Origin of the sequence: Micromonospora andamanensis (genome assembly GCF_016863495.1) — a bacterium.
GTDB lineage: Bacteria > Actinomycetota > Actinomycetes > Mycobacteriales > Micromonosporaceae > Micromonospora > Micromonospora andamanensis.
Map to the genome: position 1 here is coordinate 78,211 of NZ_BOOZ01000009.1, position 16,899 is coordinate 95,109.

General features: G+C 73.0%; 11 protein-coding genes. 4 read left to right on the forward strand and 7 right to left on the reverse strand.

Annotated features, from left to right (window positions below; all coding sequences use genetic code 11):
* Window positions 1–51 precede the first annotated feature (51 nt).
* Window positions 52–1,275: a cytochrome P450 gene (locus Van01_RS10810; RefSeq protein WP_204005246.1), complete on the forward strand. Its 1,224-nt coding sequence runs from the start codon at window positions 52–54 to the stop codon at window positions 1,273–1,275.
* On the opposite strand, the gene Van01_RS10815 is transcribed toward Van01_RS10810, so the two are convergent.
* A complete protein-coding gene (locus Van01_RS10815) occupies window positions 1,272–2,741 on the reverse strand; it encodes an aldehyde dehydrogenase family protein (protein ID WP_239098991.1) in 1,470 nt (489 codons plus the stop codon). The genes Van01_RS10810 and Van01_RS10815 overlap by 4 nt on opposite strands.
* 122 nt (window positions 2,742–2,863) lie before the next feature.
* Between Van01_RS10815 and Van01_RS10820 the strand changes: the two genes are divergently transcribed.
* From Van01_RS10820 to Van01_RS10830, 3 genes are read left to right on the forward strand one after another with little or no spacing between them, the layout of a single operon-like run.
* Window positions 2,864–4,219: an LLM class flavin-dependent oxidoreductase gene (locus tag Van01_RS10820; RefSeq protein WP_204005250.1), complete on the forward strand. Its 1,356-nt coding sequence runs from the start codon at window positions 2,864–2,866 to the stop codon at window positions 4,217–4,219.
* Window positions 4,216–11,082, forward strand: coding sequence for a non-ribosomal peptide synthetase (locus Van01_RS10825; RefSeq protein WP_204005252.1), 6,867 nt, complete (start codon window positions 4,216–4,218; stop codon window positions 11,080–11,082). Before Van01_RS10820 ends, Van01_RS10825 begins: the two co-directional genes overlap by 4 nt.
* Entirely contained in the window at window positions 11,066–12,667 is a 1,602-nt protein-coding gene (locus Van01_RS10830) for a (2,3-dihydroxybenzoyl)adenylate synthase (RefSeq protein ID WP_204005254.1), read from the forward strand. The genes Van01_RS10825 and Van01_RS10830 overlap by 17 nt, the downstream gene beginning before the upstream one ends.
* Window positions 12,668–12,699: 32 nt before the next feature.
* Here Van01_RS10830 and Van01_RS10835 read toward each other — a convergent pair whose 3' ends face one another.
* From Van01_RS10835 to Van01_RS10860, 6 genes are read right to left on the reverse strand one after another with little or no spacing between them, the layout of a single operon-like run.
* Window positions 12,700–13,305, reverse strand: coding sequence for an NADPH-dependent FMN reductase (locus tag Van01_RS10835; protein WP_204005257.1), 606 nt, complete (start codon window positions 13,303–13,305; stop codon window positions 12,700–12,702).
* A complete protein-coding gene (locus Van01_RS10840; protein ID WP_204005266.1) occupies window positions 13,302–14,405 on the reverse strand; it encodes an LLM class flavin-dependent oxidoreductase in 1,104 nt (367 codons plus the stop codon). The genes Van01_RS10835 and Van01_RS10840 overlap by 4 nt, the downstream gene beginning before the upstream one ends.
* Entirely contained in the window at window positions 14,405–14,677 is a 273-nt protein-coding gene (locus Van01_RS10845) for an acyl carrier protein (RefSeq protein ID WP_204005268.1), read from the reverse strand. Before Van01_RS10845 ends, Van01_RS10840 begins: the two co-directional genes overlap by 1 nt.
* Window positions 14,674–15,432, reverse strand: a complete 759-nt coding sequence (locus Van01_RS10850; protein ID WP_204005270.1) for a thioesterase II family protein — start codon at window positions 15,430–15,432, stop codon at window positions 14,674–14,676. Before Van01_RS10850 ends, Van01_RS10845 begins: the two co-directional genes overlap by 4 nt.
* A gap of 4 nt (window positions 15,433–15,436) precedes the next feature.
* Window positions 15,437–15,832, reverse strand: coding sequence for an MmcQ/YjbR family DNA-binding protein (locus Van01_RS10855; protein ID WP_204005272.1), 396 nt, complete (start codon window positions 15,830–15,832; stop codon window positions 15,437–15,439).
* Between the two features lie 31 nt (window positions 15,833–15,863).
* Window positions 15,864–16,844, reverse strand: a complete 981-nt coding sequence (locus Van01_RS10860; protein ID WP_204005281.1) for a TauD/TfdA family dioxygenase — start codon at window positions 16,842–16,844, stop codon at window positions 15,864–15,866.
* Window positions 16,845–16,899: the final 55 nt, after the last annotated feature.

Consider the following 16,899-nt stretch of genomic DNA (forward strand, 5'->3'; position numbering starts at 1 on the left):
GTCCTCCCAGCGTGGACCGGCCTCGATCAGCGAACTCATCTGGAGGCCAAGGTGCCCGTTCCCCCGGCCAGGTTCGACCCGCTGGATCCGGCGCTGCTCGTCGATCCGTATCCGACCTACGCCCGCCTGCGCGAACAGGGTGCCGTGTGCCGTGGCGGCCCCGGCACCTGGGTGGTGCCGCGATGGACGGAGGTGGCCGGCCTGTTACGCGACCCACGACTCGGCCACGGCTTCGCCGCCACCGGCGAGTCCAACCTGCTGCGGCTGGCCTACTCGGTGGCCGGCGGCCGGGCGGATACCGCGCTCACCCGCATCGTGCCCCGGCTGCCCGGCGAGGACCACGCTCGCGTCCGCCGGCTGATGGCCCAGGCCCTCAACCCGGCCGCCGTACGGGCCATCACCGCCGAGGTCACCGGGTGGATGGACCGGTTCCTCGACGACGCCGTGGATCGCGGCGGGTTCGACGCGATGACCGATCTGGCCCTCCCGCTCCAGACCGCTGTCGCGTGCGAGCTGCTCAGCGCACCTGTCGCCGACCGGCCCGACATCGTCAGCCGCGCGGTCGACGTCGGCCGCGCGTTCATCCTCATCCCGTACGTCGCCCAGGGCGGGCTCGCCGCGCAACGCGAGACGATCGGTTGGCTACGCGACTACGTGGCCGATCTGGTGGCCGCCCGACGTCGCGCCCCCGGCGACGACCTGCTCTCCCGTCTCACCCGGGTACGCCACCAGGGCACCGCGCTCTCCGACGACGAGATCGTCGACAACGCGGTGTTCCTGCTCTTCGCCGGCTTCGAGACCACGATCCATCTGGTCGCCGGTGGCTGCGCGGCACTGGCCGGGCAGCAGCATGCCTGGCAGCAGCTCAGTGGCCGACCGGGCCTCGCGGCCAACGCGGTCGAGGAGGTGCTGCGCTACGACGCGCCGATCCAGTGGGTCGCCCGCCTCACGTCGGCACCGGTGCGGATCGCCGACCGGACGATCCGCAAGGACCGTGCGGTACTGCTGCTGCTCGCGTCGGCCAACCGTGACCCACGGAGCTTCGCCGACCCGGACCGCCTCGACCTGACCCGCCGGCCCAACCCGCACCTGAGCTTCGGCGGGGGCCCGCACACCTGTCTGGGTACGGTGCTGGCGCGGGCCCTGGGCGCCGTGGTCCTCGATCGGCTGGCCAGTCGAGTCGACTCGCTCGAACCGGCCGGCGAACCGGTGCTCCGCCCGCATTTCAACCTGCGCGGACACCACCAGGTTCCGCTCGCGGTCACTGCTCGCTAGCGGCCGAACCAGACGGTCTTCGGGCGCCGGAACTCCTCGACGCCGGCCCGGCCGCCGAGCCGGCCGTATCCGCTGTGCCCGGTCCCCCCGAACGGCGTGGCCGGGGAGAGCCCCGGAAAGCCGTTCACCCACACCGCCCCGGCGTCCAGCGCCCGGACCAGGCGGTGCGCCCGACGCAGGTCGGTGGTGTGCAGGTAGGCCGCCAGCCCGTAGCGGGTGCCGTTGGCCAGGGTGACCGCCTCGTCCTCGGCGGAGAACCGGGAGAACGCGAGTACCGGCCCCAGCACCTCCTCCTGCGCCAGCTCGGCTGTCGGTTCGACGCCGGAGAAGACGGTGGGCGTGACGAAGAATCCGCCGGCCAGGTCACCGTCCGGGCGCTCACCGCCGGCGACCAGGGTGCCCGCGGCCGGGTCACGGCGCGCCCGGTCGACGACCCCGACGATCCGGTCGGCGGCCGCCCGGGACACCAGCGGGCCGAGCACCGTGCCCGGGCGCTGCGGGTCGCCGACCACCAGTTGCGACAGCCGGGCCAGGACCAGGTCGAGGACCCGGTCGTAGACGGCGTCCTCGACCAGGATCCGGCTGCCCCGCGCACAGGCCTGCCCGTTGAGGATGACCGCGCCGGCCAGCGCCTGCCGGGCGGCCGCCCGCAGATCGGCGTCGGCGAAGATCAGGTGGGCTGAGCTGCCGCCGAGTTCGAGGCTGGCCGGGGTCAGCCGGTCGGCGGTGGCGGCCAGGATCCGGCGGGCGGTCGAGACGCCGCCGGTCAAATGGACCTTGTCGACACCTGGGGTACGCACAAGTGCCTCTCCCCCGGCGGCGTCGGAGGTGACCACGTTGACCAGGCCGGTCGGCAGGCCGGCCTGCTGGCACAGCTCGCCGATCCGCACCGCGGTGAACGGGGCCAGCTCGGACGGCTTCACCACCACCGCGTTGCCGGCCGCCAGCACCGGCCCGAGCACCTGCCCGAGCATGGCCACCGCGCCGTTGTAGGGCAGCAGAGCGGCCACCACGCCGTACGGCTCGTCGAGGGTGTGGCTCCAGCCGTGGCTTGTCGCGCCGGCCGCCACCTCGCCGCCGAGTTTGTCTACCCAGCCGGCGTTGTAGCGTAGGAATTCGGCCGCCACCTGGGGCGTGGCGGCGGCGAACTGACGCGGCAGGCCGATCTCCAGCACCTGTAGCCCGGTGAGCGTCTCGGCGTCCCCGGCGATCAGGTCGGCCAGCCGCAGCAGCGCGTCACGCCGGCCGGCGGGCGGCGTCGCCCACCAGCGCGGCAGGGCCGAGCGGGCGGCCGCGGCCGCCGCCGACATCTCGGCAGCACCGCCGAGGACCACGTCCACTGTGGGTCGGCCGGTGGCCGCATAGTGATGTCTGTGGATGTCGCCGGCTGCCGGCGGGAGGTGTTCCCCGCCGATCAGGACGGCGCTGGTGGGAATTCGATCGAGCGGTGGATCGAGGACGGCCACAGCCCGGATGCTAACCGTCGCACCTGCCCAGTGCGGTCGGCCGCACCTCGCACACCGGTGTCTCATCCGGGTCTCGACCGTAGACTTCGCTCGATCTTCGGCCCGACGAGGGGACAACACGCATGCATCTCGCCGTGTTCACCCAGTGCTCGCCCTCACCACAGTTCAAGGGCATGTGGCGGGATCCGCAGGACCGCAGCGCGGAGGGTTACAAGCGCCTCGCCCACTGGACCGCGCTCGCCCAGCGGTTGGAAGCCGCCTGCGTCGACACGTTGTTCTTCGCCGACGTCTTCGGTCTCTACGACGTCTACCAGGGCTCCTGGGCGCCGGCCGTGCGGCACGGCGTGCAGGTGCCGATGATCGATCCGACGCTGCTGCTGCCGGCGATGGCCGCGGTGACCGAGCACCTTGGCTTCGCGGTCACCTACTCCACCACGTACCACCAGCCCTACCACGCAGCCCGGCTGTTCTCGTCACTGGACCACCTGACCGGTGGCCGGGTCGGCTGGAACATGGTCACCTCCTACCTGCGGTCGGCGGCCGAGAACGGGATGGGCGAGTTCCTCGACCACGACGTGCGCTACGACCGGGCCGACGAGTACGTCGAGGTCGTGCGGGCACTGTGGGAGGACAGCTGGGAGGACGACGCGGTCGTCCGGGACGCGGCCAGCGACACGTTCACCGACCCGGACCGGGTGCACGAGATCGGCCACGCCGGGAAGTGGTTCGCCGTCCGAGGCCCGCACCAGTGCGAACCGTCACCGCAGCGGACACCGCTGCTGTTCCAGGCCGGCGCGTCCGCCCGCGGCATCGACTTCGCGGCCCGCCACGCGGAGGTCGTGTTCCTCACTCTGGCCGACCCGGAGACCGGTGCGAAGAAGGTCGCCGAGCTGCGCGAGGCGGCGGCCCGCGCCGGCCGTGATCCACAGTCGATCAAGGCGTTGCAGGGCTCGATGACGATGGTCGGCGCCGACCGCGACCAGGCTCGCGCCCGGGCCCGGCTCTACTCCCAGTTGTGGAGCGGCGAGGGGCAGCTGGCCAAGTGGTGTGGCTGGATGGACTTCGACATCGCCGCCTACCCCGACGACGCCCCGGTCAGCGATATCCGGGGGCAGGCCAGTCACTCGTTCCTCGACTTCCTGCGCCGGTTGAGCCCGGACCGGGAGTGGACCGTCGGGGACATCCGCTACATCGCCTCCCGGCCCCGCCGGGCCCGCCGTGACGCGCCGATGATGCTGTTCGGCACGGCCGAGGAGGTGGCCGACCGGATGGAGCAGTGGCTGGAGATCGCCGACGTCGACGGGTTCAACCTGGTGCCCTGTCCCCCCTCGGTCGCGATCGACGACATCTGCGACCTGCTGGTGCCGGAGTTGCAGCGTCGCGGGATGTTCCGTACCGCCTACGACCCGGCCGAAGGTACCCAGCGGGAGCGCTACTTCGGTGCCGGGGTCCACCACTATCCGAAGGGTGTGCGATGACGCGGAAACCGCCGCTGCTACCGGCCGACCCGGCGACAGAGAGCGCCCCGCTGGCGTACTCGCAGGAGGGGCTCTGGTTCCTCCAGCAGCTCGACGCGGCAAACACCGCCTACACCGTCCCGTTGTCGCTGCGGCTGGCCCCCGAGGTCAGCAGGACGAGCTTCGAGGCGGCTCTCACCGCACTCGTGGGCCGGCACGACGCGCTGCGGCTACGGTTCCAGTCCGAAGGCAACGGCGCGCCGACCCTCCGGACCGGCCCCGGCTACCCGCCGGAGTTGCGCTGGCACGAGACGGCCGACGACGACCTGTGGCACGAGCTGGTCGCCGAGATCATGCGCGAGCCCTTCGATCTGACGAGCGGTCGCCTGGTACGCGGGGTCGGCGCGCTCGCGCCCGGTGGTGGACACCGCGTGTGCCTGGCCATCCCGCACATCGTCGCCGACGGCTGGTCGGTGCGGCTGATCGCGCGCGACCTCGCCGCGCTGCACGCCGGAGCCGAGCTGCCCCCGCTAGCGGTGACCTACGCCGACTTCGCCGCCTGGCAGCGCGGCTGGCTGCGGGGCGAGACGCTCGCCGCCGAGGTGGCCTACTGGCGGGAGGAACTCGCGACCTCGACCCCGTTGGTCCTGCCGACCGACTTCGCGGCCGGTCCGATGACGACCGCGACGGCGGCCGTGGCCACCATGACGCTGCCTGCCGACGTCACCGCCGACCTGCTCGCCGTGGCGCGATCGGCCCGGGCGACCGGGTTCGTCGCCACCACCGCGCTTGTCGCCGCGCTGCTGGCCCGTTGGACGTCCGAACGCGACCTGCTCCTGGGCACGGCGATGGCCGGGCGCACCATGGCCGCGCTGACCGACGTGGTGGGCAACTTCGTCAACACCGTCGCCCTGCGGGTCGACCTGACCGACGACCCGTCGTTCCGGGACCTGCTGGGGCGGGTACGCACCAAGGTGCTCCAGGCGATGCGGCACGCGGACGCCCCGTTCCACCATGTCGTCGCCGACCTCGCGCCCCGGCGCGACCTGCACCGGCAGCCGGTGTTCAACGTGGTGATCGCGCACCAGGAGTTCACCGGCGCGGCAGCCGACGACGACGCGGCGATCCGGCTCGAACCTCAGGAGACGGCCGCCGTCGTGGCCAGTCACTTCGACCTCGACGCGGAGACCGCGGTGGTCGACGGTAGGCTCTCCTGCCTCCTGATCTACCGGTCCGACCTGTTCGCCGCGCCGACCATCGAACGGCTGCGTGACCACTTGGTGCTGTTGGCTCGACAGGTGGCCCGGGACCCGGACACCGCGCTGTTCGACCTGCCGCTGACCGGTGGACCCGCCGCCACACCGCCCACCGCTCCGCCGCCCGCCGCTCCGCCGCCCGCCGCTCCGCCGCCCGCCGCTCCGCCGCCCGCCGCTCCGCCGCCCGCCCAGGCGGTCGCGCTGCTCGCGGCCATCGAAGAGCACGCGCGGCAACGCCCCGACACCGACGCGGTCGCCACCGGCACCGATTCGCTCAGTTACGCCGACCTCCTGCACGCAGCGGCCCGGAAGGCCGCCGGATTGCGGCGGGCCGGCGTCGGCCGTGGCGACATCGTCGCGGTGTCCGGACCGGTTCGCCCCGAGGCGGTCGTCGACGCGCTCGCCGTGCTGCGCTGCGGCGCGGCCTACACGCTCATCGAGCCGGGTGATCCGCCGACGCCCGGGGTCACGTTCCACGCCGGAGACGTGGTCCCGGCTGACGCCGATCCGGTCGACGACCCGCCGATGCCTCAGGACGTCGCGGTCCTCCAGCACACCCCGGACGGTCCGGTGCTGGTCAGCCATCGCAACCTCGCGGGCGTGTCGGCCGGCCTCGACCTGGGGCCGGACGAGCCGGTGCTGCTGCTGGACGGATTTCCGCTGGCCCTCTGGGCTGTGCTGCGGGCCGGCGGGACCTGCGTCCTGCCCGACGGCGCCGACGTGGTGGGCGAGGTGTCCCGGCACGCCCCGTCGACAGTGCTGCTGACCGCCGAGCAGTTGGCCGACGTCCTCGACGCCGACCCACACGCGTTGGATCCGGTGGACGCCGTCGTGGTCGCCGGTGACCCGGTGGCGCTCGCCGAACTGCCGGCACCCCGGCCGGTCCGGCGTACCCACGGCCGCGCCGAGACGACAGGGGTCGCCGCCGCGCACACCGGCCCGGCCGGCGAACCGCGGACGATCGGTGCCCCGGTCGACGGCGCGACGGCCTATGTGCTGGACGAGCGGATGCGCCAGGTGCCACCGGGCATGGTGGGTCGGCTCCACATCGGAGGCACAGGTGTCACGGCCGGATACCACGGGCGGGCGGCCCTGACCGCCGAGCGGTACCGGCCCGACCCGTTCGGACCGCCGGGCGGACGCCTGTTCGACACCGGCGACCTGGCTTTCGTCGACACCGAGGGCAACCTGCGCTGGTTCGACCGTCGGGATCGCCGGGTTACGGTCGGCGGCACCCCTGTCGACCCCGCTGCGGTCGAGCGGGTGCTGACGGCCGACCCACGGGTACGCCGAGCGGCGGTGCTGAGCCACCGCTCCGGCGGCCGCACCCGGCTCGCCGCCTTCATCGACACCGCGCCCGAGCAACTCACCGGTGTGCTGGCCGGGGCCGCCCGCGAGGTGGGCGGGGCCGCGCTGCCCGAGCACGCCGAGGTCACGCCGGACCTGCCGGACCAACCTGATCACAGCGCCCTGCTGGTCCGTCTGGGCCGGGCCGACGCATCGCCCGATCCGGAACGGGTCGCCGGCTACGAGCGCCTGGTCACCGACGTCTGGCGGCAGGTACTCGGCACCGACACCTTCACCGGCACCGACAGCTTCTTCGACATCGGTGGCCACTCCCTGCTGGCCCTGCCGGTGCTGCGCGGTGTCCAGGACGCCACCGGGATCGCGCTGCCGCTGGCGTCGCTCTTCGACTTCCCGACCGTGCGTGATCTGGCCCGCCATCTGGCCGACCGCGACGACGGGCCGGCACCGCTGCGCCGGCCGGACGCCGACCGGGACGCCCCGGCGCCGCTGACGCACGGGCAGGAGGCGCTGTGGATCCTCGACCGGATGGGCGAGGCGCGGCACGCGTTCAACGTGCCGATGAGCGTACGGCTGGCCACCGACGCCGACCGCGACCGGGTGGAGAACGCCGTGGCGACGCTGATCCGCCGCCACGAGTCGTTGCGCACCCGGTACGAGGCGGCCCCGGACGGTATCCCGTACCAGGTCGTCATCGCCCCGTACCCTCCCGAACTGGTCTGGCACGACCTGCGCGGCCTGGCCGACGACGCGGCGCGACGACGGACGGCCGAGCTGTTCGCCGCCGTCTACACCGAACCCTTCGACCTGACCCGGGGCGAGGTGCTGCGCGGCATCGTGGTGGTCGACCGGGCCGCCTGCACCGTGCTGCTGGTCTGCCACCACATCGCTGTCGACGCGTGGTCGCGGGCCGTGCTGACCCGCGAGCTGCGGGCCGCGTACGAAAGCGAGGTCCTGCCCGAACCGGCGGCGCAGATGGCCGACGTCGCGCACTGGCAGCGGCGTCAGCTGACCGGTGAGGTGCTCGACCAGAAGCTGCGGTACTGGCGGGAACGGTTGGCCGGCGCCCCGCCGCTGGAGCTGCCGACAGGTACCCGGCGGGCGTCCGGGCGGCCCTCGGCACCGGCGGGGATGGTGACGGCCCGGTGGGAGCCCGAGGTCACCGCCGGCCTGCTCCGGCTGGCCGCCGCCGAACAGGTAAGCCCGTACGCGACAGTCGCCAGCCTCCTGGCAGCTTGCCTGGCGCCCTACACCACCGGCGGTGACGTGGTCTTCGGGTCGAGTCTGACCGGCCGGTTGCTGGCCGAGATGACCGACCTGGTCGGTCTGCTCACCAACACGGTGATGCTGCGGGCGGACGCGACCGACGACCCGTCGTTCCGCACGCTGCTGCGCCGGATGCGCGCCGAGACGATGACCGCCCAGCAGCACCAGGACACCCCCTACGAGCTGGTCGTCCCGGCGATGGGCGGGCAGTCCGACGGGGGCCGCAACCCGCTCTCCGACGTCCTGCTGGTGTACACCGCGCACTCCGGCGACGAGTTGGCGGCGGCTCTCGACCGACCCGGCGACGAGCCGCCGATGGCGGTGGGGCCCCGGTTCGGGGTGGAGGTGCACGCCACCCTGCTCGACGACACCTTCGCGCTCGTCGTCATCTTCCGGTCGGCCAGCTACGACACCGCCGACATGCGGGCGCTGCTCGATCGGCTGGGTGCGCTCGCCGCCACGGTCGTCCACCAACCCGACAAGCCCCTGTCCGACGTTCGTCCAGCGGAGCGGCCGGAGCCACGGCTGTCCGCCGGGCCGACCGAGCCCGTCCCGTTCCACTCGCCGGTTGCCATGATCGATGATCAGGCGGCACGGCGGCCCGACGCGGTGGCCGTCGTCGACGAGTCCGGTCACCTCTCGTACGCCGAGCTGGTCACGCGGGCCAACCGTTACGCCCGGCACCTGTGCGCGACGGGGATCCGCCGGGGCGACGTGGTCGCCGTGTGCCGGCGGCGCGACGCCGACCGGGTCGTCGTGCTGCTGGGCATCCTCAAGGCGGGTGCCGCGTATCTTCCGCTGGACCCCACGCATCCGCCGCGCCGGATTCAGCACGCGCTCGATCAGGCCCGTCCGGTGCTGCTGGTCGCCGATGATCTCGGCACCCAGCTCGCCACCGGTCCGGTGCCGGTCCGGGACTACCACCCCGACGACCCGGCCATGGCCGGTCAGCCGGCCACGCCACCCGCTGTCGAGCTGGGCCCGGACGACCTGGCCAACGTGCTGTTCACGTCCGGTTCGACAGGTACGCCGAAGGGGGTGGCCGTACCGCACGGTGCCCTCGCCAACTTCTTCCACGGGTCCCGGCACTGGCTCGCCCTGGAACCGGGCGACCGGATGCTCCAGCTCGCGCCGCACACATTCGACGTCGCGACGCTGGAGCTGCTGGCACCGTTGTGCGCTGGTGCGGCCACCGTCAGCGCGCCTGTCGACGTGCTCGCCGACGACCTCGGCACCCTGGTCCGCAGGTACCAGGTGACAGTCGTCTTCCTCGTCCCGCCCCTGCTGGATCTGGCTATCGACAGGGGCGTGGCGGAGCTGGCCCCGCTGCGCCGGATCGTCTCCGGCGGCGACGTCATCGCCACGTCGAGTTTCAACACCCTGCACTGCGGCCAGCCACCACGGCGGCTCATGCCCGTCTACGGCCCGACCGAGACCTCGGTGATCGCCTCCGTCCTCACCGGCGACGACCTCGACGACCGGGAGCTGACCGGGCCGGTGCCGATCGGCCGGCCGGTCGCCAACGTCCACTGGTACGTCCTGGACTCCCGGTTCCGTCCGGTTCCCCGTGGTACCCGGGGCGAGATCTTCATCGGCGGCGCGGGCGTCGCGCGCGGCTACCTGGGCCGGCCCGACCTGACTGCCGACCGTTTCCTGCCCGATCCCTTCGGCCCGCCCGGCTCCCGCATGTACCGCACCGGTGACCTGGGCCGGCAACGCCCGGACGGGGTGATGGAGTTCGGCGGGCGGGCGGACACCCAGGTGAAGATCCGGGGGTACCGGATCGAGTTGGAGGAGATCGAGCACGCGATACGGGCACACCCGAGCGTGCGGTTCGCCGCCGCGAAGGTGCACCGCGCGGAGACCGGACCGGTCCTCGTCGGCTACTACGTGCCGGAGGAGGGGACCGCCGCCACGGAGCCGGAGGAGATCCGCAGGCACCTCGCCGACCTGCTGCCGCCGTACGCGGTGCCAGCTGTGGTGGAGACGGTGCCTGCGCTGCCGCTGTCGATTCACGGCAAGCTCGACCGGGACGCCCTCCCCGAGCCACGGATCGAGGCGGCACCGGACTCCGGCCCACCCCGTACCTCGCTGGAGGGCGAGGTGGCGGACGTGTGGTCGGCGGTACTCGGCCGGCGGATCGGGGTCCACGACGACTTCTTCGCCGCTGGCGGCCACTCGCTGCTCGTCGTGCACGCCACCGACCGGCTCCGCGCCGACCTGGGGTGGGAGGTGCCGCTACGGCTGCTCTTCGACCACCCGTCGGTGGCCCGGTACGCCGCCGCGCTGGACCGCCTGCGACACGCCGGTGACCGGCCCGCAGGCGTCGTCCACCAACGGCGGTGGCACAGCGAGCTGCTGGGCAGCAACCGGCGGGTCGACCTGTACGTGCCGGCCGGCTTCACGCCGTCGGACACCGACACCCTGCTTGTCGCCCCGGACGGGTCGGACTTCGTCGACGTGATGCGGGCACCGGGTGTCCTCGACGACCTCATCCACAGCGGCCGGATACCGCCGACTCCGGCACTGTTCGTCTCCCACCCGGACTGGTCGACCCGCCAGGCCGAGCTGTCGGAGGGGGTCGGGTTCGTCGACGCGCTGGTGGCCGAGGCGGTGCCGCTGGCCTGCGAATGGCTCGGGCTCGATCCGGATCGGGTACGGGTCGTCGCGGCCGGCGCCAGCCTCGGTGCCGTCGCCGCCGTCACCGCCGCCCTGCGGCACCCGCTGACCGTCGACGGCGTGGTGGCCCTGTCCGGTCCACTGTGGTGGTCACCGCCCGGGGAGGAGCCCGGCTGGCTGTTGCGCCGGGCGGACGCCGCCCACGGCACCCGGTTCCACGTGTACGCGGCCGAAGGTGACGATCCGCGCATCCGCGCCTGGAGCGTGCGGCTGGCCGACGAACTTACCGCCGCCGGCAACCCGGCCCGTTACGTCGCCGGGCCCGGCGGCCACACCTTCGCCACCTGGCAGGACCACCTGCCCGACGCTCTCACCTGGGTGCTGTCGACCGACGCCCGGCAACCGGCGGAGGGGGTGCAGGGTGCTGGAAGGCTGTGAGCCGTGGCCGCCGGAGGCGGTCGAGCGCTACCGACGATCGGGCTACTGGGGTGATGAGACGCTGGCCAGCCTGCTCCGCGAGGTGGCCGCCACCGACGGCGACCGAGTGGCGCTGGTCTGTGGTTCCCGGACGGTCAGCTACGCCCACCTGGACGCGTGGGCCGACCGCCTGGCGGGTGGCCTGTACCGGCTGGGCATCCGGCGCGGCGACCGGATCGTGGTGCAACTGCCGAACGTCCCGGAGTTCGCGGCGGTCGCCATCGCCGCGTTCCGGCTCGGCGCCCTTCCGGTGTTCGCGTTGCCGGCCCACCGCCGCAGCGAGATCACCTACCTCTGCGCGCACACCGACGCCGTCGCCTACCTGACCACCGGGACGGCGGCCGGCTTCGACCACCGGCAGCTCGCCGCCGAGGTACGGCGGGAGGTGCCCGGCCTGCGTCATGTCCTGATCGCCGACGATGACGCCGGGGAGTTCACGCCGCTGTCGGTTGTGGACGGTCCACCGGTACCGGCCGAGGTCGACCCGGCCGAGGTGGCCTTCTTCCTGCTCTCCGGAGGCACTACCGGGACACCGAAGCTGATCCCGCGTACTCACCGCGACTACGACTTCCAGATCCGTGCGACGGCGGCCGAGATGGGCTTCGACGCGGACGGCGTCTACCTGGCCGCCCTGCCGGTGAGCCACAACGCGGCCCTCGGCTGCCCGGGCCTGCTCGGTGCGCTGCGCGCCGGCGGGCGGGTCGTGCTGGCGTCGAGCCCCAGCCCCGACGAGGTGTTCCCGCTTGTCGCCCGGGAACAGGTCACCCTGACCACGCTCATGCCCGCGTACCTCCCACTCTGGGCCGACCTGGCCGGGATCTTCCGCGCCGACCTGTCGGCGGTGACCATCGAGGTGGGTGGCGCGCCACTGGCCCCGGCCGTCGCCCAGCGGGCCGAGGCGGCGCTCGGCTGCACGATCACCAGGTGGTTCGGCATGGCCGAGGGGCTGCTGGTCTTCACCCGGCGTGACGAACCGCTAGAGGTGCGTACCGGCACCGAGGGTCTTCCGCTGTCCGCCGGTGACGAGATCCTCGTGGTCGACGACGAGGACCGCCCGGTACCCCCCGGCACGAGCGGCGAGTTGCTCGCCCGCGGGCCAACAGTGCTGCGTGGCTACTACCGGGCCGCCGACTACAACGTCCGCGCGTTCACCACCGACGGGTTCCTGCGCACCGGTGACCGGGTCCGCCTCGACGAGAACGGCCGGCTGGTGGTGCTGGGGCGCATCAAGGACGTGGTCAATCGGGGCGGCGAGAAGGTGCCGCCCGAGGAGGTCGAGGGGCACCTGTTGACCCACGGGCAGGTGCGGGAGGCGGCGGTGATCGGAGTCGCCGACGCCGTTCTAGGCGAGAAGACCTGCGCTGTCGTGGTGGCCGCCGGTGAGCCGCCGACGCTCGCGGAGCTACGTGACTGGCTCACCGGACGCGGGGTCGCCGACTACAAGTTGCCGGATCGCCTGGTCGTCGTCACCGGGCTGCCCCGCACCGGGGTGGGCAAAATCGACAAGGCCGCCCTGGTCGCCACGGTCACCGACCGGGACGTCTGACGCACTCCAGAGCGGTGGGCCCCGATGCTGCGTCAGCGCGGCGCGGTGAGCACTGCCGACAATGTCGGCAGGTTCTCGGTCAGCCACCGCTCCAGGTGGGTGTGGAGGCTTTCGAAGTCACGTTCCAGCACGGACAGGCCCCGGGTCGGCACCCGGGCACCCAGTTCGACGAGCAGCGCCCGCAGGTGCAGGTCGACGGCGAAGCGGTGCTCGGCGCTGGCGGCCGTCATCATCGGGACCGCGACCGTGCCGGCGAGCCCGGTCCGGGGCAACAGGTCGAGGAAGTGCTTGAGGACTCCGGAGTAGCTGCCCTTGAGCGTGGGACTGGCGACGACCAATAGCTCCGGGGCCCGGGTGCGGGCGAGCGCCCGGGTGACCGGGTCGGCGGCGGTCGGGTCGACCCCGGGGACGTGGACACCGAGCACGGGCAGCAGCTCGGACAGGTCGATGACGTCACGCTCGTCGAGCGCACCGGCGTTCGCCGGCGTCAGGCCCGCGCGGATCGCGGCGGCGAGCGAGAGGGCCACCGCACGGGTACGCGATCCTGGCCGGGCGCTGCCCACCAACACCGCCAGCCGGAATGGCGACGCCACCGTGGTGGACGCGGCGGTGGTCACCTCGGCGCGGACGGCGGTCATCGCGCGGGCTCCAGCTCGGCGAGCAGGCCACGGGTCCGCAGCCGGGGCAGGACTCCCTCGCCGAACCGGTAGACCTCTTCCAGGTGCGGCTGCCCCGACAGGATCAGATGGTCGATGCCCATCCCGTGCAGTTCGGCGATCCGGTCGGCGACCTCGTCGTGGCTGCCGACAAGCGCCGCGCCGGCCCCCGGCCGGACCAGGCCGTAGCCGGCCCAGATGTTGGGGTAGGTCTCGAGACCCGCAGCGCCCTCGGTCAACGCGCTCATCCGGCGTTGGCCCACCGACTCCGAGCGCCGGAACCGGGCCTGCGCCTCCCTGATCCGGCTCGGCTCCATCCCGTCGAGCAGTTCCCGCGCGACCTGCCACGCCTCGGCGGCGGTGTCCCGGGCGATGACGTGGTAGCGGGTGCCGAAGGCCAGCGCGCGGCCGTGTTCCTCGGCGAGCCGACGGGCCGCGCCGATCAGCTCGGCCAGGCCGGCTGGTGACTCTCCCCAGACCAGGTAGACGTCGGCGTAACGGGCGGCCACCGCCTGCGCGGCCGGCGAGGAACCGCCGACAAAGACGGGGGTACGCAGCGGGTATGGACGCACCACCCGACCCCTGTCGACCTGGTAGTGCTCGCCCCGGAAGTCGAACTCGTCCCCGGCCCACGCGCGGTCGAGCACCTCGAGCAGCTCGGCCGTCCGCGCGTAGCGCTCGTCGTGTGGCAGCGCGTCGCCGTAGCGCCGCTGCTCGTCGTGGTCCCCGCCGGTCACCACGTTGAACAGCAGCCGGCCGCCGCTGATCCGTTGCAGGGTCGCGGCCATCTGGGCGACAAGCGGCGGCGAGATCAGCCCGGTCCGCAGCGCCAGCATGAACCGCAGCCGGGCCGTCTGTGCGGCCAGTGCGGCGCTGACCAGCCAGGGGTCCTCGCAGAACATGCCGAACGGCACCAACGCACCAGTGAACCCCAGCCCGTCGGCAGCCCGAGCCACCTGGGCCAGATAGGCCACGTTCGGGTCCCGTCGCGGCGGCCGGGTCAGTGTCTCGCCGGCCGCCGACTTGGCCACGTCGCGGCCATCGCCGTGGGCGGGGATGAACCAGTAGATGGCGAGGCTCATCACGGCGCCCCGGCAGCCGCTCCGAGCTCTTCGCGGATCAGCCGGCACAGGCCGCGCGCGGTCGGCTCGTCGAACAGTTCGGGAAGTGGCAGCTCCACCCCGTAGCGCTGGTACGCGTCGGCCGCCATCCGCACCAGGTGCAGGCTTGTGGCGTCATGGTCGAAGAAGTCCTCGTCCGGCGCGACGCTCGGCACGCCCAGCACGGGGCACACGATCTCGGCGGCGACCTCGTCGACGGTCACCGACTCCGGCTCGGACGGCGATTCGCTCACGTCAACTCCGATGCGATAGCGGCGTGCACCGCCGCGGCGGATTCGTTCAGGAAGAAGTGGCCCCCGGGAAAGAGCCGCACCTGCGAGGGCGCGCTCGTGTAGTCGTCCCAGCCCGCCAGGTCTGCCGGGTCGACGTGCGGGTCCGACTCGCCGCCGAACACGGTGACCGGCCACGGCAACGGCGTACCGGCCCGGAACCGGTACGACTCGGCCATCGCCGCGTCGGCGCGCAGCGCCGGCACCACGAGAGCGAGCAACTGCGGGTTGTCGACGACCTCGACGGCGGTGCCGTTGAGCGCGGCGATCTCCGCCACCAGTTCGTCCTCGGGCAGGTCGGCCACCGGACGGCCGAGTGACCGACGGCGCGGGTGCGGGCAGCCGGAGACGATGAGGCGCAGGTCCGGACCGTCGGCCGGCAACCGACCGGCGAGCACCCGCATCACCTCGTACGCGAGCAGCCCGCCGCTGCTGTGCCCGAAGAACACCGCCGGCAGGTCGAGGTAGGGGCGCACGACCTGGGCGACCGCCCGCGCCAGCGGCTCGATCCGGGTGAACGGCCGGTCCCGGAGCCGGTCCTCGCGCCCCGGTAGCTGGATCGCCACGACCTCGATGTGGGCGGGTAGGGCATCCGGCCAGTCCCGGTAGGCCGACGCGCCGGCACCGGCGAACGGCAGGCAGAACAGCCGGTGGCTGGGTGCGTCCCGCCGGGCCCGGCGCACGTAGGGCGATTCGGCGGTGAACTGGGCTACCGACATGCCGTCACCGGGGCGGCGTGTCGTCGACGCGCCTGGCCAGGCTCTTGGGAGCGACAAGGGTGTAGGAGATCCGCACCCACTCGGTGAGTTCCTGCCAGCGCCTCTCGTCGTCCTCGTCGGCACGCACGCTCGCCTGGATCCAGCCGTGCCGGCCGAGGCCGAAGCGCATCGGCACCACTGACTCGTCGCTCGCGACCACCGCCTCCGCCTCGTCGCGCGGCAGCTTGACGCAGATCGTGGTGCCCGGCGGCGACACGAACACGAACACCTTGCCCCGTACCCGGAAGGTGGGCTCGCCGCCCCAGCCCTCGACGACGACGCATTCGGACTCCGGCAACTCGGCCGCGATCTCGGCGAGTCGCCGCAGGTTCTGGGAGGGATTGGGCACGGGGAGGGTCACGTCTGCACCTCGAGTCGTCTCGCCGCCCTGGTCACTCGGTATCGAAGCAGACCATCGCCGATGACACCACTGTGGTGGGCCGGCAGTCGGCGATGTCCACAGGTTCACCCCAGGCACACACCACGTCCCGGGGTCCCCGGTAGGCGCGCCGGCCGTGCGCGATGAGGATGTTGTCGAGCACGAGCACGTCACCGGCGGCCAGCGGTACGTCGACGGAGACCTCGGCGTAGGCGGCTTCGATGCCGGCGACCTCGTCGGCGGTGAGCGGCGACCCGTCACCGGCCCGGGTGTTGAACGCCAGGTCCTCCCCGAACGCCTGGCGCATCACCCGTCGCTCGATCGGGTCGAGCCCCCACTCGTTGAGGAACCCCGCGTGGTTGAACCAGCACTGCTCACCGGTGTCGGGGTGATGCACGACGGCGGTCCGTCGCCGTACGGTCCGCAGGGTCGTGTCGTCGAGCCAGCGGTGGGTGATGAGTTCCCGGCGTAGCGCGGCGGTCAGTTCCGCTGGCGTGTCGACGCCGAACGCCTCCCGCCAGCTGACCCCGATCCGCTCCCGGAACGTGCGCGTCAGCAGCCAGCCGTGGGTACGCAGCCGGTGCCGGACCTCGGCCGGGATCCGGGCGAGCACCCGGCGGGCGTCGGCCAGCACCGTCTGCCCACCGGAGTCGGCGGGGCGCAGACAGGCGAGCAGCACCACCCGGGGAACTGTGAGCCGGTAGCTCTGCTCGTGCTGCGGGCACAGCTCCCGGTCGGGCGGCCACTGGAACTCGCAGTGGATGCCGTCGCCACGGGCGGGACGCGGCGCGAACGGCTCGTGCGATCCGGCCGGGACATCGACGAGCGCGGCGCGTGCCGCAGCCACGTCGGCGGCGTCGCGCAGCGGCAGTCCGCGCAACCACAGCGCTCCGCCGGTGTGCAGCAGTGCCAGCAGTTCCGGACGCCGGTGTCGTACCCAGTCCACGCCGCCCGAGCCCCGCGGGACATCGACAGTGACGGGCCGGTAGGTCATCGTCCACCTCGCTACCCTGGTCGTATCGACGGCGCTGGTGCACGGTGGACACCCT